This is a genomic window from Paenibacillus sp. Marseille-Q7038 (assembly GCF_965111595.1).
The window spans coordinates 2,362,933-2,382,586 of the sequence record NZ_CBCOOM010000001.1 but is presented as its reverse complement, the minus strand read 5'-3'; the positions used below and the strand labels follow the sequence as shown (position 1 = coordinate 2,382,586).

14 protein-coding genes and 1 other annotated feature are annotated in these 19,654 nt (G+C 42.8%); of the genes, 10 read left to right on the top strand and 4 right to left on the bottom strand.

The features are described 5' to 3' along the window. Positions 1–10: 10 nt before the first annotated feature. The 3 genes from ACWPWY_RS11225 to ACWPWY_RS11215 all read right to left on the bottom strand — a co-directional run bounded on the left by ACWPWY_RS11225 (position 11) and on the right by ACWPWY_RS11215 (position 4,089). Entirely contained in the window at positions 11–1,258 is a 1,248-nt protein-coding gene (locus tag ACWPWY_RS11225) for a glutamate-5-semialdehyde dehydrogenase (RefSeq protein WP_454191774.1), read from the bottom strand. A 79-nt stretch (positions 1,259–1,337) separates the two neighbouring features. Further along, positions 1,338–2,444, bottom strand: coding sequence for a glutamate 5-kinase (gene proB, locus ACWPWY_RS11220; protein ID WP_454191773.1), 1,107 nt, complete (start codon positions 2,442–2,444; stop codon positions 1,338–1,340). A 146-nt stretch (positions 2,445–2,590) separates the two neighbouring features. Beyond that, positions 2,591–2,807 (bottom strand) — a binding site (T-box leader). Positions 2,808–2,880: 73 nt separating this feature from the next. Then, complete coding sequence (locus ACWPWY_RS11215) at positions 2,881–4,089, bottom strand: aminotransferase class I/II-fold pyridoxal phosphate-dependent enzyme (RefSeq protein ID WP_454191772.1); 1,209 nt, start codon at positions 4,087–4,089, stop codon at positions 2,881–2,883. 262 nt (positions 4,090–4,351) lie between these two features. On the opposite strand from ACWPWY_RS11215, the gene ACWPWY_RS11210 reads away from it, so the two are divergent. Beyond that, the gene (locus ACWPWY_RS11210; protein ID WP_454192860.1) at positions 4,352–5,116 is read left to right on the top strand and encodes a carbon-nitrogen family hydrolase; all 765 of its coding nucleotides are present in this window, start codon (positions 4,352–4,354) and stop codon (positions 5,114–5,116) included. 380 nt (positions 5,117–5,496) lie between these two features. On the opposite strand, the gene ACWPWY_RS11205 is transcribed toward ACWPWY_RS11210, so the two are convergent. Next, the gene (locus ACWPWY_RS11205) at positions 5,497–6,417 is read right to left on the bottom strand and encodes a LysR family transcriptional regulator (RefSeq protein ID WP_454191771.1); all 921 of its coding nucleotides are present in this window, start codon (positions 6,415–6,417) and stop codon (positions 5,497–5,499) included. A 198-nt stretch (positions 6,418–6,615) separates the two neighbouring features. Here ACWPWY_RS11205 and ACWPWY_RS11200 point away from each other — a divergent pair, with 198 nt between their 5' ends. From ACWPWY_RS11200 to ACWPWY_RS11160, 9 genes are all read left to right on the top strand, one after another. Continuing rightward, positions 6,616–6,966: a DUF3889 domain-containing protein gene (locus ACWPWY_RS11200; protein ID WP_454191770.1), complete on the top strand. Its 351-nt coding sequence runs from the start codon at positions 6,616–6,618 to the stop codon at positions 6,964–6,966. A 242-nt stretch (positions 6,967–7,208) separates the two neighbouring features. Continuing rightward, a complete protein-coding gene (gene leuC / locus ACWPWY_RS11195; RefSeq protein WP_454191769.1) occupies positions 7,209–8,630 on the top strand; it encodes a 3-isopropylmalate dehydratase large subunit in 1,422 nt (473 codons plus the stop codon). Between the two features lie 20 nt (positions 8,631–8,650). Then, positions 8,651–9,253 carry a 3-isopropylmalate dehydratase small subunit gene (gene leuD / locus ACWPWY_RS11190; RefSeq protein WP_454191768.1) on the top strand — a complete coding sequence of 201 codons (603 nt, stop codon included), beginning with the start codon at positions 8,651–8,653 and terminating at the stop codon, positions 9,251–9,253. A gap of 326 nt (positions 9,254–9,579) precedes the next feature. Continuing rightward, on the top strand, positions 9,580–10,974 hold the full coding sequence (locus ACWPWY_RS11185) for an N-acetylmuramoyl-L-alanine amidase (RefSeq protein ID WP_454191767.1): 1,395 nt from the start codon (positions 9,580–9,582) through the stop codon (positions 10,972–10,974). Between the two features lie 24 nt (positions 10,975–10,998). Continuing rightward, entirely contained in the window at positions 10,999–11,682 is a 684-nt protein-coding gene (locus ACWPWY_RS11180; protein ID WP_454191766.1) for a GerMN domain-containing protein, read from the top strand. A 75-nt stretch (positions 11,683–11,757) separates the two neighbouring features. After that, complete coding sequence (locus tag ACWPWY_RS11175; protein ID WP_454191765.1) at positions 11,758–14,484, top strand: S-layer homology domain-containing protein; 2,727 nt, start codon at positions 11,758–11,760, stop codon at positions 14,482–14,484. Positions 14,485–14,571: 87 nt separating this feature from the next. Beyond that, positions 14,572–15,267, top strand: a complete 696-nt coding sequence (nth, locus tag ACWPWY_RS11170) for an endonuclease III (protein ID WP_454191764.1) — start codon at positions 14,572–14,574, stop codon at positions 15,265–15,267. Between the two features lie 27 nt (positions 15,268–15,294). Beyond that, positions 15,295–15,567: an NAD/NADP transhydrogenase alpha subunit gene (locus ACWPWY_RS11165; RefSeq protein WP_191799305.1), complete on the top strand. Its 273-nt coding sequence runs from the start codon at positions 15,295–15,297 to the stop codon at positions 15,565–15,567. Positions 15,568–15,878: 311 nt separating this feature from the next. Then, on the top strand, positions 15,879–19,475 hold the full coding sequence (locus ACWPWY_RS11160) for a dynamin family protein (protein ID WP_454192859.1): 3,597 nt from the start codon (positions 15,879–15,881) through the stop codon (positions 19,473–19,475). Positions 19,476–19,654: the final 179 nt, after the last annotated feature.

Genomic DNA, 19,654 nt, shown 5'->3' with positions numbered 1-19,654 from the left:
ATTCATTATTTTACTGTCTGATTTGTCCCGTTCCGTAAATACGATATTTGGTTGAAGTAAGTGCAGGGAGTCCCATAGGTCCACGTGCATGTAGTTTTTGCGTGCTAATTCCGATTTCTGCACCATAACCAAATTCAAAACCGTCCGTAAAACGTGTTGATGCATTGTGATAGACCGCTGCTGCATCTACCTGTTGCATGAATTTTGAAGCAATAGCCTGGTCCTCGGTAACAATACACTCGGAATGCATCGTACTGTACTGTGCAATATGATCCAGAGCTTCTTCTAAATCAGTAACGATCCGGACATTAAGAACATAATCGTTATATTCCGTACTGTAATCAGCTGAGGTTGCAGGTATAGCCCATGGAACGAGTTTAACAAAAGCGGAACAGCCGCGAAGTTCAACAGAAGAGTTTTTAAATGCTTCCGCAAGCTTTATGATTTTCTCGTTTCCAAAGTCCTTATTAATTAAAAGAGTCTCCATAGAGTTGCACACCGAAGGACGTTGTACTTTTGCATTAAGAGCAATATTAGTAGCCATTTGCTCATCTGCGTCCGCAGCAATGTAGGTATGGCAGATTCCAGCACCGGTTTCAATAACAGGAACGGTCGCATTTTCAACCACATTTTGAATGAGAGAGGCGCCGCCTCGAGGAATAATGACATCGAGCAGACCTTTGCATTTTAACATTTCATCGACCGAAGCACGATTAGGATCTTCAATCAGCTGAATGGCTTCAGCTGGAACTGGAGTAGATGTAAGAGCTTGTTTTAATACTTCTACGATCTTTTGGTTTGATGAAAGGGCAGAGGAACCACCGCGCAGCACAACAGCATTTCCCGTCTTGAGGCTGAGTCCGATTGCATCTACCGTGACATTGGGTCTAGCTTCGTAGATGATTCCGATCAGTCCGAGCGGTACCCGTTCCTTTTCAATGCGAAGACCATTAGGACGATTAATGACTTCAAGAATGTCTCCAATAGGATCATTCAGCTCAGCGATCTGGCGAAGTCCTTCTGCAATGGTGTGAATCCGTTCTTCATTCAAGCTGAGCCGATCAAGCATAGCAGCAGGGGTGCCATTCTCCTGACCACGTGCAAGATCGAGCTTGTTGGCTTCAATAATAGAGGACTGCTCTTGAGTCAGTGCATCTGCCATCACAAGAAGAGCTGCATTTTTAACGTCAGAGGATAGACTTGCTAGTAGGGCAGTCGTTTCTTTAGCCAGTAAGGCTTTTGTTTGTACTTCACTCATTGAAATTCACTCCTTTAATTAATTTAAGTTAATCATCGTTAATTTTAAGTAGAAAATAGTCTAGGAGAACTTCTATTCGTTATTTCAGTGTGATCCATTCATCCCTATGAACTACTTCTAGACGGCTCATGTTTCCTTCGAGCTTTTTGAGAGCTTCCTGACTTGAAAGTCCTCTAATCATGCGCAGTTGTTCTTCATCGTAATTTACGATACCACGTCCGATCACATCACCTGTCACATTAATGACCTCGATGACATCACCGGCCTGAAAATGACCTTGGACTTCTTGCACTCCAACAGGGAGCAGGCTGTGACCATCGTGAAGTAGCGCCTTTTCGGCTCCTAGATCGACTTGTACAGAGCCGAGTGGGGATGACATAAATCCAAGCCACTGTTTTTTACGAGGCAGTGAATTCAGGCGAGTATCAAAATAGGTACCTTTTCCTCTATCATAAAAAGCTGCTTTCAAATCTCCTTGTGTGAGGACACGTCCTACAAAGACGGGTACTCCGCCTCTCGTAGCAACCTTGGCTGCATCAACTTTGGAACGCATACCACCTGTACCGACGGCTGAACCGCTTCCGCCAGCAATGGCATAGATTTCATCTGTAATTTCATCAATTCGGTCATACTTGACTGCATCGGCCTGTTTCCGGGGATCAGCAGTATATAGTCCATCGGTATCCGTTAAAATGAGGAGCTTACTGGCTTTAATAAATCCAGCCACAAGCGCAGACAGCATATCGTTATCGCCGAATTTCAGCTCGTCGACAGATACCGTATCATTCTCGTTAATGATGGGGATCACTCGCTGTTTTAATAGCTCATCAATCGTCATGATGGCATTTCCCATCCGTTTGCGGTTTAGGAAATCGGTTCTTGTCAGCAGGATTTGTGCTGTCTTGATTTCATGTCCCGCAAAAGCTTGTTGATATGCTTGCATAAGGAGAGCCTGCCCTACAGCTGCAGCCGCTTGTTTTTCATGAAGCAGCTTGGGCCGTGATGTATATCCAATATGACCAAATCCAGCAGCAACTGCACCTGAAGTGACAAGAAGAACTTCATGACCTTCGGCGTGGAGTGCAGCAATCTCAGCTGCGAAAAAGGCAACGGCTTCTTTATGTAATGAGCCTGTATCGGTGGTTAAAGAACTGCTTCCAATTTTAATAACAATGCGAGAAGACACGACGGTAATTCACTTCCTTTCTAACCTGAATGAATTTCATCATTTATTTAAAAAATTTGAAACTAAATATACTCTTCATGTTACAACGATAGATCGTATGAAAGTGGTTCCTTCAGACAAAATAAAAAAACTTTCGTCCTTGTAATGCAAAGGACGAAAGTTAAATCTTCCGCGGTACCACCTTTGTTGATGATCTAGATCATCCAACTCGTGACCTTATAACGTTAAGGGAAACGTCCTATTTTCTTATTAGGCCGCTCAGGGGTAGGTTTCGGAAATGTTCGTGGTAAATTCTTTCAGCCAGGCGGAATTTACTCTCTATGACACGAAGGGATTTCTTACTGGTCCCGTCAACACGTTTACAATTTTAAATTACTGATAGAATACCATGGAAGATAGACCGTTGCAAAGAGAAATAAGCGCAGATCTTGTGGTATTACGAAAACAACCCAAGCTTTCCGATTCGTCTCGCTGCTTCCCGCAGTCTTTCTTCATCACTAAGCAGTCCTACCCGGACGTATCCCTCACCATGCTGTCCAAAACCGATGCCTGGGGCTACAGCTACTTTTGCTTCTCGAAGCAGAAGATCAGCGAACGAAGCAGAAGTATAGCCTTTAGGCACAGGAAGCCAGCTAAAGAAGGAACCGCCTGGTTTCTTAGCGTTGTAGCCGATATTTCCGAGTTCACTAAATAGAGCATTTCGACGAGATTCATAGCGTCCGACAAGCTCAGTAACACAATGCTGAGAAGAAGTCAGTGCCGTCTGCGCAGCTACCTGAATGCCTCCGAATAAGCTTACATACATATGGTCTTGTAACTGATTAATAAGTTTAATAATCTCTGCATTTCCAAGAGCAAAACCAACTCTCCAACCTGCCATATTATAAGTTTTGGATAAAGTGTAGAATTCAACGCCTACTTCTTTGGCTCCCGGTGTCTCTAGAAAACTGATAGGACGATGTCCGTCAAAACCAATAGCTCCATAGGCAAAGTCACTTGCAACAACAATACCATTCTTCGTCGCGAACTCTACCGTATCTTCATAGAAGGAGCTTGGAGCAATGGCAGCTGTCGGGTTATTCGGATAATTGAGAAACATTAGCTTTGCTTTATTGGCATCTCGCTCTGAAATCGCACGGTAGTCAGGTAAAAAGTCATTAGACTCCAGTAGCGGCATAAATGACATTTCTGCCTTGGCAAGAGCGACTCCGGACCAGTAATCAGGATAACCTGGGTCGGGCACGAGACACACATCTCCCGGATTGAGTAGAACTTGCGGAAGTTCTACAAGTCCTGTCTTTCCTCCAAACAAAATGGCTACTTCGGTTTCAGGATCGAGCTCAACACCATAATCCTCTTTATAGCGGTGAGCAATCGCTTCTTTTAGAAAAGGAAAGCCGCTAAATGGAGAATATTTATGATAAAGCGGATTGTCCGCTGCTTCTTGCAAGGAAGATACAATATGCTTCGGAGTAGGTGTATCCGGATTTCCTTGTCCTAGATTAATGACATCATGTCCTGCCATGATCTCACGGTTTACATTTTGAACTAGCGTGGCAAAAAACTGAGTAGGCAGATGATTCATAATCTCAGCAGGTTCGATCGTAAATCTGGATTTTGCAGGCTGAACATGAGAAGAGTTCATTTCATCACTCCGGTTTCATCATAGTAAAAAGTAATATAAATCTATCACGATTTATCCTAGCTGTATAGATGGAATTCACATCTATGACTTGTGTGATTTGGAAGAAAACGTCTATGATAGGATGAACTTATTTTATATGAACCTGGTTGAAGTGTAAAAGGAGAATAAGATGATGACAAACCTAAATAGTGAGATTAGTAACGTGTCAGAAGAAGCGAGGAATTCATCCGTTCAGATTGTACTACTTCAGAGTGATATTCAGATGGGAAAGCCCGATGTTAACCGTAAGCATATGCAGAAGCTTATACAGCAGGCGATGGAGAAGGGTCCGAATACGGATATCATTGTGCTGCCCGAAATGTGGAATACAGGATATGCACTTACCGAGATTCATGAACTGGCAGATCAACATGGAAACATAGAACGAGCGTGGCTGCAAGAATATGCTGCCCGATATAAAGTGAATATTGTTGCAGGTTCTATATCTGAACTCGTGGAAGGTAAGATTTATAACAGTATGTATGTATTTAATAAAGAAGGCAAAGAAGTGGCACGGTATGCAAAAATGCACTTATTTAGGCTTATGGATGAAGAGAAATACCTTGCATCCGGAGAAGAGCCGATTACTTTCAGTTTTGACGGTAACTGGACTGCGGGAGCTTCGATTTGCTATGACATCCGTTTCCCTGAACTTGGAAGAACGCTTGCCTTAGCTGGGGCGAAGGTGTTATTTGTGCCGGCGGAATGGCCGCATCCACGTTTGCATCACTGGCGTACCTTACTTATGGCCAGAGCAATTGAGAATCAGATGTATGTGGTATCCTGCAATCGTGTTGGCGTCAGTAAAGATACGACCTTTTTTGGTCACTCCATGATCATTGACCCGTGGGGGGAAATCGTGTTGGAGGGTGGAGATCAAGAGGAGATTCTTACGGGTGCAATTGATCCGGCGCTGGTAGATGAAGTACGGGGTAGAATTCCGGTGTTTGAAGATCGCAGACCAAACCTTTATTTTCCACAACAATAAAAAAATGAATTGAATTGTTTCGTACCCTAGGTAGAAGGTTAATAGATAATATCCCGTCACCAAAAGGAGATGATCACCATGGAAGACCGTAAGGCTAACCATTTGGAAGAGAAACTCAGGCGACAAGTTCACAAGTATGTGAGGGATGACAGAGAAAGACCTTTCCTAGAGAGCATGGATGGAGATTTATCTCCCCCCAGTGTCTGACCGAGACTGGAGACAGGTAAGCCAAACAGGCTGGATTCCAATGCATGAACCTAACAAATATGTAAAACATTAAAGCGCAAGCATACTAACTTATATTTGGTCCTTTTTGAAGCAGTGAGTAATTACGGTAAAAAGACAGCAAAACAGCCCGGACATCCGGGCTGTTTTTGTGTTCATTTTTGCCATTCGGTAGACAATTCTTCAATTGTTGATCGAAAGGTTTCTATAAAAGCTTCCGCAGCTCCGGATAGATAGCGTCCTTTACGATAAGCAATAACGAGTGTGCGACTAGGCGCAGCTTCAATGGGCAGGTATACAGGGACGAATTCACTTCGCGGCGTCCGTGCGATAAACCTGGGAACAAGGGTAATTCCCATCCCTGTAGCCACAAGCGATTGTACGGTTTCCATGTTATTGCTCTCGAACACCACTTTAGGTTCAAAGCCTGCTGCTTGGCACAAGTCGAAAGTCAGTTTGCGAAATCCCTGGCCTTTTTTAAGTACGACAAAAGATTCTCCCGCAAGTTCTTCTAACTTAACTGGAGACGAAGAAGCTGGATCACGGAGCGCGAGGGGATGATCTTTGGGAACTGCGAGATCGATTCGTTCTTCGCCAATCTCGATGTAAGATAGGGACGGCTCTTGAAGAGGAAGTGATAGCAAGCTGAGATCGCTCTTGCCGCTGGCTGTTAATTTTTCAAGGTTCATAGAAGAGTCCTCTAGCAAGGTGATTTCGATATCGGGATAATTTTCGCGAAAAGTAGGAAGGACATGCGGCAACAGATGGGAGCCTGTAATCGGCATACTTCCAACAATGACTTTTCCTTTACGAAGCTGCGAGATATCCGACATTTCTTGCTTAAGAAGTTCAACGGCATCAAGAATGTCACTTGCTTTCGATACAAAAGAAGCACCTGCATGTGTTAGTTCCACAGAACTTGTATTTCGCTGAAAAAGTAAAACCCCCAGTTCTTTCTCAAGCTTAGACAACTGCTGACTTAGCGAGGGCTGAGCAATATGAAGTTTTTCAGCAGCTCTTGAAAAGTTTTTTTCTGCCGCAATTTGAAGTGCATATTGTAATTGTCTGAGTTCCATAATGGTTCACCTCAACTTTATATGAAAATACATATACCAGGAATATTCTGCTTTTTATTATATAGGTATTTCCTCTAATGATATATCTAATTTATTGAAAGGAATAATAAGTGCATAGCGTGCTGGCCATTGTTGAATAATGAGGAGGACATTAGATCTCTATATACATAGAGAATAAAAGAAGGAGATGCTTAATAGTTGAAAAAATCACTTACTAGTAAAATAAAGCGAAAGCTAGCTGCAGGCTCACTCCTGCTCATTCTATGTTCTTCAAGTATATGGTTTCAATATAAGGTACCTACTGTTCATGCTGAACCTGCTTATGCGAAATGGGGGATTATTGCTGTAAAGAAAGCGGAGACCGAGTATGGTGCTCCTGTGAAAGATTATGCTCACATCGGAAGAACCGTTATTTCGGAATCTAGAGCAGAAGAGAAATTTCGTCTAGTATTGAAAAAAGAAAATAAGGAATTCACGGTTGAGGTCACGGTCCGATTTAACCCGCAAACGGATGAATTATCAAATGTTGATTTTACAGCTATTAATTAGCGAGGGAATGTATGGAAACCAAGGTTAAGTGAGAGGGAAAACTCATTTTAGATACACCTTTCACTTAACCTATGGAATTTGTGCATGGCACCACGAAATAGTCTATAGGGTAATCCTATCAGTTCTATAGTTTTTATATCTTGGAACAATATGTATTCCTCATGCTATATTGAGTTCATGAATAGAAACGACATGTGATGTCCTTCTAAATAGAGAACGAAAATTTAGCTGAGGTGAATAAAATGAGCAAAAAGACGATGTTCGAAAAGATTTGGGATAATCATGTGATTATGCAAGAAGAAGGAAAGCCAAGCATTCTTTATATTGATTTACACCTCGTTCATGAAGTTACCTCTCCGCAAGCATTCGAGGGACTACGTTTGAGCGGACGAAAGGTTCGCCGTCCTGAGCTTACTTTTGCTACGATGGATCATAATGTACCGACGAAAGATCGTTATAATATTACGGATCCAATCTCAAAACAGCAGATCGATACCCTCTCTGCAAACTGCCGTGAATTTGGCGTGAAACTGTATGACCTTGACACTCTTGATCAAGGGGTCGTTCACGTCATGGGCCCAGAACTCGGTTTAACTCATCCTGGAAAAACAATTGTATGCGGTGACAGTCACACTTCCACACATGGTGCATTTGGTGCACTTGCCTTTGGTATTGGAACGAGTGAAGTAGAACACGTACTAGCTACCCAATGTTTACAGCAAGCAAAAGCAAAGACAATGGAAGTTCGCTTTGTCGGCCAACGTAAAGCAGGCGTCACTGCTAAAGATATGATTCTAGGTGTTATCGCTAAATACGGGACTGATTTTGCTACAGGTTATGTTATCGAGTATACAGGAGAAGCCATTCGCTCCCTCAGCATGGAAGAACGCATGACCGTATGTAACATGTCGATCGAAGGCGGAGCAAGAGCAGGAATGATCGCTCCAGATGAAACGACTTATAATTATCTCAAAGGTCGTCAGTATGTACCAAAAGACACAGATTTTGAAGCTGCTAAACTGAGATGGGATGAACTCACAACGGACGAGGGAGCAGAGTTTGATACGGTTCTTGAGTTCGATGTAGAGTCACTGATTCCACAAGTAACCTGGGGAACAAGCCCGGGAATGGGAACCGATATTTCCTCTCGTGTTCCAGTTCCCGCTGAACTTCCGACGGAAAATGAACGTAAAGCTGCTGAAAAAGCAATTGAATATATGGGACTGATCCCAGGTACACCGATGGCTGATATTGAGATTGATTACGTGTTTATCGGTTCTTGTACAAACGGTCGTATTGAAGATCTCCGGGCAGCAGCCGATATCGCGAAAGGATACAAGGTATCTGATCGTGTTACCGCAATTGTTGTACCAGGTTCAGGTCGAGTGAAAATCCAGGCAGAAGAAGAAGGACTGGATAAAGTATTTATAGAAGCTGGTTTTGAATGGCGTGAAGCGGGATGCAGTATGTGTCTTGCTATGAATCCAGATGTGCTTCAACCAGGACAACGTTGTGCTTCAACGTCTAACCGTAACTTTGAAGGTCGTCAAGGTCGAGGCGGACGGACTCATTTGGTATCACCAGCAATGGCAGCCGCAGCAGCAATTAAAGGGCGTTTTGTAGATGTTAGGGATTGGAAACTGAAATCAGAAGTTGCGAACTAACGCGGAGAGGAGCTATTAATATGGAGGCTTTTACAAAATTATCAGGTATTGTAGCACCCGTTGACCGGGTAAACGTGGATACAGATGCGATTATCCCAAAACAGTTTTTGAAACGAATTGAGCGTACAGGCTTTGGGCAGTTTCTATTTTACGAATGGAGATTTGATCAAGAAGGAAATGAGATCACTTCCTTTACTTTGAATCAGCCGGAGTTTAAGGGAGCGTCAGTTCTCTTATCCAGAGCGAACTTTGGATGCGGTTCTTCTCGTGAACATGCTCCATGGGCGATCATGGACTTTGGATTTCGGTGTGTCATTGCTCCTTCTTATGCAGATATCTTCTATAACAATTGTTTCAAAAATGGAATTCTTCCGATTAAATTGTCTGAAGAACAAGTCGAAGAGCTATTTCAACGTACAAGTCAGCATGATGGATATCAGTTAAACATTGATCTTACGAATAAAACAATTACGGATGCATACGGATTAGAGATTCATTTTGATCTTGATGAGCATCGCAGACAGTTTCTTTTGCAAGGACTTGATGATATCGGTTTGACTTTACAGCATGCTGATGCAATTTCGGAGTATGAAAATAAGCACTCATCTATTTTGTTCGGCTAAATTTTAAAATAGAAAAAGATCTGATGGTCCATGTGATCCTCAGATCTTTTTTTGTGATTTTCTTGTGAACGAAATAATTATAATTTTTCTCTATTAAAAGTGCATCTAACAGAAGATAGATTTAATATTTTTATCGGAAAATGTTAAATAATATGCTAAAATGTTACAATAAGACTGGATGATTTCCCTAATTATTTCAAAAAAAGCGGCGATAATCCGCAACTTTCACACTTTCCCCTCGTCTATAAATAAGTTATTAGTAAATTTAGCTAATATATTAGCAATGTTTACTAGAGCGAAATAATACAGAATTGGAAGGGTGAAGGATGAAAAAGTTAAAAATTTTGGTCGCGTTGCTCTGTTTTGTATGGTTATTTCCTGGATATGGACAAGCAGCCACCAACATCAAGATTTATCTCGATGGTAGTCAGGTAAGTTTATCTTCTGGTGCAAGTGCTGAGCTCATCAGTAACAAAGTCATGATACCTATTCGTGTCGTCTCAGAGAAACTAGGATACAGCGTCGGTTGGGAACAGAAGACGAAGACGGTTACTATAATTCAAGATGAAAAAGTAATAAAAATGGTAGTAGGACAAAAAACTGCCACCGTTGACGGTTCCAAAATAAGTCTCGATATGGCTCCTATTATTAAAAAAGGGACGACGCTTGTTCCGATTCGTTTCATTGCAGAGGCAATGGGAATGAAGGTGAGTTGGAACAACCAAACAAAGTCCGTTTATCTTGTATCTCAACATAGCGGCTCTGGCGGTGAGACGATTCAGCCCCCCAATGCAGGTAATGAATCCGATTTAACCCAGGTGAATGGGATCAGCTTTACAGACAGTAAACTTATGATCGCAACAAGCGGAGGAGCCGTACCTTCTGCCTTCGCAATGACTTCGCCGAACCGGGTTGTGGTTGATATTCCTCATGCGGAATTCAGTAGCCTTTTTGAGGGGACGCAAGCGCTGGACCTGACTAAAAGCACAGCAGGGCAGATCATTGTGGATGGCTATCCAGGTGTGGATAAAGTAAGATACTCCCTCTTTAGTGAAAGTCCATCGACAGTTCGAGTTGTTGTGGATCTGAGTAAATCCATGACGTACAAGCTGTCAACAACTTCAGCAGGTCTCATTACCGTAACGTTTAACACAAGTGGAGAGGATTCAAAACCTACTCCGGCGGTGAAGAAAACAGTGGTTATTGATGCCGGCCATGGAGATCAAGATCCAGGTGCTATTGGTGTGACAGGCAAGAGAGAAAAGGATTTTAATTTATCCCTTGCACTGAAAATTGAACAACTATTGAAAAAAGAATCAGCTATTAAAGTAGTTATGACTCGGGATGATGACACATTCCTTAAACTATCTGAACGTGTTAGTCTGGCGAACAAAGCGAAAGCAGATCTTTTCCTGTCTATTCATGCAAACAGTGGTCCGGCTGCAGCTACTGGTTCTGAAACCTTTTACTACCGTGCGAACAGCAAATCACTTGCGAGCACAGTCCATAAATATATGGTACAGGCTGCTGGACTCAAAGACCGCGGAGTAAAAACAGGGAACTTTGCAGTTATCCGTGATACAACAATGCCCGCTATATTGCTAGAGGTTGGATTCCTATCCAACAAAAATGACGAAGCAGCTCTCTTTAATGAAACATTTCAGAACCGAGTTGCTGAAGGTGTTGTTAAAGGCATGAAAGAATATTTAAACGTGAAATAAGAGAAGTGAAGGGGGATTTGACTAATGAACAATAAAAAGTGGTGGATGATCACTCTTCTTGCAGCCATGCTCTTGGTAGTAACGGCTTGTGGAGCGGACAAACCTACGGCAGCTCCATCCGAGCAGCAAGGTAGCGGTGCAGAAGAACAGGATGGTGCAACAGATGATTTACAACCGACTGAAGATCCCGTTAATACAGAAGAACCAAGTGATGATGTGACAAATGGGGATACAGGTGCCGATACAACTCCTGCAACCGGAGGTGCGACTGATGGTTCGAACAACGGAGGGACAACCGTTCCTTCGGAAGAGACTAAGCAAGAAACGATCACACTATATTACACAGACCCCGAACTGTTGGAATTAAAAGAAACAAATGGTGCTATCTCCTTTAAAACCGACTGGAGTAAATATGAGGCGGCTTTCAAAGCACTGCAGAAAAGTGATAGTGAGGAATTGATTCCCCTTTGGTCGGAAGAGATTACAATAAATAAACTGGAAGTGGATGGCGGAAAGATCACCCTTGATCTTAAAATTCCAGCTACTGCTAATCTCGGTTCCGGTGGCGAACAATTTGCAATTGATGCTCTTAAACAAACCTTCTTCCAGTTCGATGAGGTTACATCCCTTGAACTACTCGTCGATGGAGAACAGAAAGAAAGCTTGATGGGACATGTTGAACTTGAACACCCCATGACAAAAGAATAGGGAGCAGGACAATCGTTTGTCCGGCTGCCGACATGGCAAGAGATTTGATGTGCATATAAGAGAGGAGAAATTATTTTGACTTTCAAACCTAGCAATATCAATTCCATTCCTTCTAAAAAAATGGTATCTGCCATGCTCGCCAGCCTGATGGCGCTTAGTGCCTACGCAGGAGTAGCGGGAGCTGAAACAGCTCCCGTTTCTGTTACGGCTAAAGCGGCAACAGGTATGTTCAGTGATGTGAAAAGCGGGTATTGGGCAGAGAAACATATTTACAAGTTAGCATCTCAAAATATTCTTCTAGGTAACAACGGATTGTTTAGACCAGGTGATGCAGTAACCCAGCAAGAAGCGATTACGATGGCCATTCGATTTGTGAATAGAGAATCAGAGCTACCAGCTGCTGATAAAGCAAAACTTCCAGCAGGGATTTCAACAAGCAATTATTTTAAATCCTATGTTTCCTTGGCATTTGATCTCGATCTAGTTGATGAGAAGGAAGAAGCAAAAGTAAAGATTGATAAAGGGACATGGGGAGAGAAAAAAGCTTCTCGTGAATGGATTACAAAGTTGTTAATTAGAGCCATCGATAAAGAAGCAGAAGCGAAAGCAGCAGGAAATGCGCCTACCGATTTTGCGGATAATGACAAAATATCGGATGGTGTGAAAGGCTACGTAAATGTAGCGGTTGATTTGAATATTGCCCAGGGAATATCAGGAAATAAATTTGATCCACAAGGAAATGTAACTCGTGCTCAGTTAGCGACGTTCTTTAGCCGTGGCGGGGGATACAAAGATTATTCTTATGCAGGACAACACAAGGGATACATAACCGAACTGACAGATAGCAAAATAACCTTGTATACCGGTAGTACATATGTAACATTCACAAGAAATGCAAATACGCCTTTCTTTACGAGTACTTCTGAGCAGAAGATTACTGCGACAGATATTGCATTATACAGTGAAGTCATGGTAACCGGTAAAAACCAAACGGCAACTTATGTAGAGAGCTTAAATAACACACCGAAGACGGAGTCCGTAGAAGGTAGCTTTGAACGGTTGTCTGGAAACAAACTATGGTTATTTGCTGGAGATACGTATCAAGAATACACATTCACAGATAAAACTGTATTTTACGATCAAAATGGTAATGTCATTAAAGCTGCGGACTTAACTGCCGGAAGTGTTATCGAGATTCAGAGAGAAACATTTACTTCACAAAAAAATCCAGTTGCTGTTCGTGTGAAGTCAGGCGTGGTAAATAAGACGGCTACAGGTAAAGTTCAATCTGTTGATCCGACTTTGAAAACAGTTACCGTGGTGAACGAATCGGGGACTGTCGATGTACTTAAAATTCAAGATGGAATCAGTGTGATTAGATATCAAAATGAGATCGTAACTCTATCTGAGTTGAAAACGGGAACAGCAGTGAAGTATACGATCAAAGATAGTATCGCTCAATCGATTGAAATTACAGCAGGTGTAGAACGTACGGTTCGAGGTACGCTCTATGAGCTTGGTGCTAATCATTCGACGATTACCTATATGAGAGATGGCGGCTCGCTAGAAGTAAAGCTTCTGGCTTCAAATCCTCAGATTGTAATTAGTGGAATAGAGCAGCCGATCATCAGTGATCTGCTGGCAGATGGCAAATCAGGTGATGTAATAGAAATCACGCTGAATAGTAATGAAGAGGTTACTAAAATTGAAGTGCTGAATCGTCAAATGGAACGGGTGAATTTGGCTACAGTTGTTTCTTACAACAATAAAACGAAACTACTTACCGTACTCGACGCGAACAAGAAACCTCAGGTTTTTACACTTGATGAAAAAACAAAACTTGAGTATAACAGCACGTCTCCGACCCTGGCAGGTATTGAATCTTATCTGACAGAAGGCCGTAAAGTGAACCTTAATACGATTGGGACACGCGCTTTATCCTTGTCCATTGTTTACAAGTATGAAGGAACAGTTACAGAACTGAGTACAAGCTCCAAGAACGTGAAACTGCTTCAGACGAATGGTGAGAGCATTACTTTACCTTACCAAACGACACCTTCTGTAGAGTTATATGGAAAGAGCAGTGCTTCCTTGTCTGATGTAAAAGCAGGAGATCAGATTACGGCTATGCTAGGCGCAAATCAGGACGTGATTAGTAAAATATATGTGAAATCTGCAGTGCAATTTGAACTGCAATCACTGAATTTGTCTACCTACCGTGCCGAGCTGAAAAAAGATGGAGCTACAAGCCAAATTTATGTAGACAAACTAGCCATTACAGGCGATAATGGAGCAGCTATGAAACCAGCTGATCTAAAATTAGGTTCGCTTATCAATGTATCTTTTGATGGAAATACGCCGCAGTCCATCCAAGTTGTAAAACAAACATGGGGCGAAATTAGCAGCATTAGTGGAAATACAGTAACTTATAAGACTGCTTCGGGTTCAAATGAATCTGTGAATACGAGTAAGGTTAAAGTTATCAAGAATGGCAGCACGTCTACCACGCTTGGTTCGCTTACTACAGCTGATCATGTCATCTTTACCAAAGATGCAGATGGAACTTCAGTATTTCACGTGCTTTCACCTGTATCGAAAGCGTTCTGGACATATAGTGCGTCTACCAATGAACTACAAGTGAAACGTACTTCTACGACAGACACTAACTATCGCTTTCAATTGTCACCGAATGTTTACATTCATCAAGGTGATAGTACTTTGAGCGTGCAATCTCTCAAAGATAATGATAATATTGTATTGTATCTGCTCAATAACGTAGTAGTTGAGATTTCCAAACCGTAGTCATTTCTTTAAGCAGTAAGAAGAATGACCGTCTTGATACGGACTAGCCGTATCAAGACGTTTTTTTTGTAGGGGGTAAGCTCATCATTGAATGCAACGATTGTACGTCACATTCTTGATACCATCGCAAACATGTTTCCCGATGCACATTGTGAACTAAAGCACAACAACGCGTTTGAACTTACCATTGCGGTTTTGTTGTCGGCACAATGTACGGATGAAACGGTAAATAAAGTGACAGTGGACCTGTTCCAAAAATATAAAACTCCTGAAGATTATATTGCTGTTCCTCTAGAAGAATTGGAACAAGATATCAGAAGAATCGGTTTGTATCGCAACAAGGCGAAGCATATACAGAATATGTGCCGTATTTTGATAGAGCAGTATGAAGGAGAAGTGCCAAGTGAACACGATCGCCTGGTTCAACTACCAGGAGTAGGGCGAAAAACTGCAAATGTGGTAGTCTCCAATGCTTTTGGAGTTCCAGCAATTGCAGTCGATACCCACGTAGAGCGTGTGTCGAAACGATTGGGTCTTGCGGGGTGGAAAGATTCCGTTCTTGAAGTGGAGAAAAAGCTAATGAAAAGAGTACCCATGGATGAATGGACGATTACCCATCACAGACTAATCTTTTTTGGCCGATATCATTGTAAGGCACAGTCACCTAAATGCCAGGTCTGTCCGCTTCTGGACGTCTGTCGTGAAGGGAAAAAGCGTATGAAAACGTCCCAAATCAGGAAAGATAAGGAACGAGGGTCATCCGCTTTAAACCAAGAAAAATAGTAAACGAATAGTAGAGGATGAGAAAAAATGAAATGCATTTCCGTGTACACAGACAAATTTGACGCTTTTTCTGATATTTTTGAAGAAGTAGTTGCAACTGAAATGAGCGAAAATGAAGAAAAAGAAATCGAAGGAATTACAGTAAGCCATTCCGGCGATGTTCCTGAGCATTACCTTGAGCGTATGTCTCAAAAAACTGAAGTGGTTGTCATGAAAGATAAGTTAAGAAACATTACGATCCTGCAGCATGGACAAGTATTCGAAATCTTGCTTCCTACGCTTGAGAATGCAGTTCAATAATGAATCTGTAAAATAATAAATAGGCTGGATATTTCAGAAACAGATTATTCAGCGATCAACCGAGTTCCACGTTTCGATAAGAAAGTGATCTTTCTTATCGAGCGAGGGACTCGGTTTTATTTTTGTTCAGAAAGATTTTGCGAAATTAGGTTCAAATCTCCAGTTCTGAGTGATAAAATGTACATATTTGGTTGAAAAGAAAAGTTGAGAAGGAGCCTGACTAGGACATGCTGACGCACAGGAGCAGACAGAATGAAGAAATGCGAGAGCGTTTACAAGAACTGCAACAGTTTTTTATTCAGCACGAGGACATGACAGCATCATCTGCCATGGAAGATTTACTTCAGAAAGCGGCGGTAGATGAAGTAACGATCGCTTTTTGTGGTCATTTTTCAGCCGGAAAATCAAGTCTGATTAATAGTCTATGCGGTAAAAAAGTACTCCCTGCAAGTCCTGTACCTACGAGTGCCAATGTAGTGGCTATTCGAAATGGACCAAAGTTAGCCAAAATATATCAAACGGAGCAAGAAGGTGAACGAGAGTTCTCTTCCTCTGAAAAAAGTCCCATCGTAGCTATGCCTGAAGAATTAGATGAGTATTGTAAGAATGGTGAACAATACTCTTTTATTGAAGTGTGGGATGAGGTTCCCCTTCTGCAAGAGCATGCTGTTCTGCTGGATACCCCTGGTGTAGATTCGACGGATGACGCTCACAAGAAAGCAACGGACTCCGCTTTACATCTGGCTGATGCTGTTTTCTATGTGATGGATTATAACCATGTACAATCGGAAAATAATTTATCTTTTGCAAAAAGCTTGTCCGATTGGGGGAAGCCCCTTTATCTAGTCGTGACCCAGATTGATAAACACCGAGAACAAGAGCTTAGCTTTTCAGCGTACCGAAGTGCGGTAGAGGAAGTATTTGCTGCGTGGGAAGTTACATATGCGGGTCTCTTATTCACGACGTTGAAACAAGAGACTCATCCCTATAATCAGTGGAATGAACTAGTTCAACTGGTGAAAACACTCCCTGATCTCCGATCAGATCTTATTCAGCATAGTATTGCCTCGTCTACACGTCATGTAGGCGAAGAATTTATCAAGAACTGGGAAGAAAAACATGAGGATATGAAACAACGGATGCTGGATGAGCTTGGAGGAGAAGAAGGTGCCGCAAGACTGGCTTCTGAGACCGCGCGCTTTAATCAAGAAATTGCGCAAATAAGTGAAATGACTGCTGAAGAAAGAAAACATTTCCGGACGGAGGCAGATCAGTTACTGTCTTCTGCCAACATCACACCTGCCGACGTAAGATCAGCGGCCGAGAGTTATCTAGAAAGCAGACGCCCCGGGTTTAAAGTTGGTTTTTTATTTAGCTCAGGGAAGACCGAACAAGAAAAAGACGCACGTCTTCAGCAATTTTGGGATCTCCTCACGAGACAAGCGGACGGGCAAATTTCGTTCCATCTTCAGAGTTTGTTAAGAGGGCTCGGGCAGTCCCATGGATTATGGAATGAAGAGTGGAACGAGAAACTAGAAGCGAATTTGTACACTCCTGAGATAGAACTGATTACGAAACGTAAAGCACCTGATACGCAGATCACAGGGGAATATGTCCTCAATTATTGTAAAGATCTACGGGCAGATCTGATTGCTTCCTATCGGAGATCCGCTCTTGAATTAGCGGATGATCTACTTCATGAGCTATCAGAGAAGAATGCACCTGTCCTTGTGGCTTTAGAAGAACAAAGAAAGCAATTAGATATGAAAAATAAGGTTGCTGATCAGTTATCCCAGTTGGAGCAGAATATTCAGGATACGGCAACAACGGTACGTGTGATGCTCCCGGCAGCTACAACATTCACCTCGGAACGATTACCAGAGGTCAGTCACAGGACTGCACCGCTGGAGACAGCTGCGGTTCTACCCGGCACCGGTGTAGATTGTAATGTTGCTACACCTGAGCATACGGGCTCCCTCAATGTGCGAAAGGAGCGTCCGGCTCTTGCCGCTAGGCGGCATGAGCGACTGTCTGCGGCTGCGGCAAGATTACGCGAGGCCGCAGCTCATCTAATCCCTTATTCCGCCATGAACTCGGCGGTACGTGGACTGAATACACGCGCGGCATCCTTTGCCGGCGGAACATTCACTTTGGCGTTGTTTGGTGCGTTCAGCGCCGGCAAATCATCGTTCGCCAGTGCTTTGCTTGGCGAAGCAGTACTACCGGTATCGCCGCACCCAACCACAGCGGCAATAAACCGGATAATGGCGCCGCCAGAAGGTATGACCCACCGGACAGCACAAGTGACAATGAAGTCCAAAGACAGCATCTGGGCAGATCTGACGTTTTCTTTTAATCTTCTTGGTCTTGGTGTTCCAGAAGAGAAGACATGGAAGACCACTGTGAGTGAGTTAACTCCGCAGCAAGTACATCCAGCCGGCCGCCCGCATTACAGTTTTTTGAAAGCTGCAGCCCGGGGATACGAGGATGCTTTATCTAAGCTGGGACAATCTTTTGTAGTAAATATGGAAGATTACCGTGCTTATGTTGCTGAAGAATCCAAATCTTGTTTTGTAGAATCGATTGATCTGTATTACAGCTGTGAGCTAACGAATCAGGGGATCATCATCGTTGATACACCGGGAGCTGACTCCATTAATGCTAGACATACCGGTGTTACGTTTAACTATATGAAGAATGCGGATGCTTTAGTGTTTATAACGTATTACAACCATGCTTTCTCTCAGGGAGACAGGCAGTTCTTGAATCAACTGGGCCGGGTTAAGGACACGAAGTCCCTTGATAATATGTTTTTTGTGATCAATGCAGCGGATCTCGCAGCTTCTTCCGAGGAATTAGAACGGGTTAAAGAGCATGTCAGCCAGAAATTACAACAAAACGGGGTGCGTTCTCCCCACCTCTATGCAGTCTCCAGTCTGCAAGCCCTTGATGCCAAACAAACCGGAAATGAAGACAAGCTTACTGAGTCAGGTTTTACGGAGTTTGAACAAGCGTTCAGCACATTTGTAGGAGAAGAATTACTAGATATTGCTCTGCTTGAAGCAAATAAAGATATTCTCATTGTCCGCACAAGAGTAGAACAGTGGGTGCAAGATGCACGTCAGGGAGCAGAAGCGAGAGAACACCGTAAAGTAGAACTAGAAAAGGCACTTACACAGGGGGTGCAGCTTCTTCAGCTACTGGAAAAGCAATCAAAAGATCACGAGATCGCTCAAGAGACTCAGGAATTAATCTTCCATACGGGTCAGCGTATTGGTTATCGCATTTCAGAGTTTATGTCCGAAGCATTCCACCCCTCTGTACTAAGAGAAGATGCTGGTGATTTAAAAGCTATATTTATCTCTTCCGGACGGGAACTGCTTCGAATGCTGAATCTTGAAATGCAGCAAGAACTGCTTGCAACTTCCATCAGGCTGGAGAACAAAGGGAAACAGCTGGTTACTTTCGCCGCAGAGGAAATGGCTAACAAACTCAGTGGGCTGACATCAGGCATCTCTCTGTCGGTCAGTTTATCGAAGGGTTGGGAAACTCCGTCTCTTCGGACGGGAGAGGAACAGGGGAGTATTGAATTCAAACTGTATTGGAAATACTTCAAAAATCCAAAATCCTTTTTTGAAGGCAACGGCAGAAAAGAGTTACAGCAAGTACTTGAACCAGAACTTAAACAATTCATTAGTCAACAGTTACAGGAGAACGAGACTCTTCTTAAAGACTACTATCAATCACTGATTCGGACATCGTTTCATGAGGTTTCCCTAGATCTCGGTGAGCAGTGGAAAGAGAATATATCTGGACTAGTCGCAGCCCTGGATTTAGCAGATGACTCAGAAAAGTTAGTCCTGCTTGCCCAAAAATTGTCCTTACTTGAACAGGAATCACCTATTTAAGAGTACAAAAAACACCCTTCTCCTGCAATTTTAGCAGCGGGGGTGTTTTTTTGTGCCAATGACCCTGAATAGGGGAGGATAGCTGACCATTTCATTGAGAGATGGGGATTATTTCCTGTTATTGCCCATTCATACGAAAAGAAGGCGGAATATGAGTTGATTCTCGCTTTGCCGAGGTG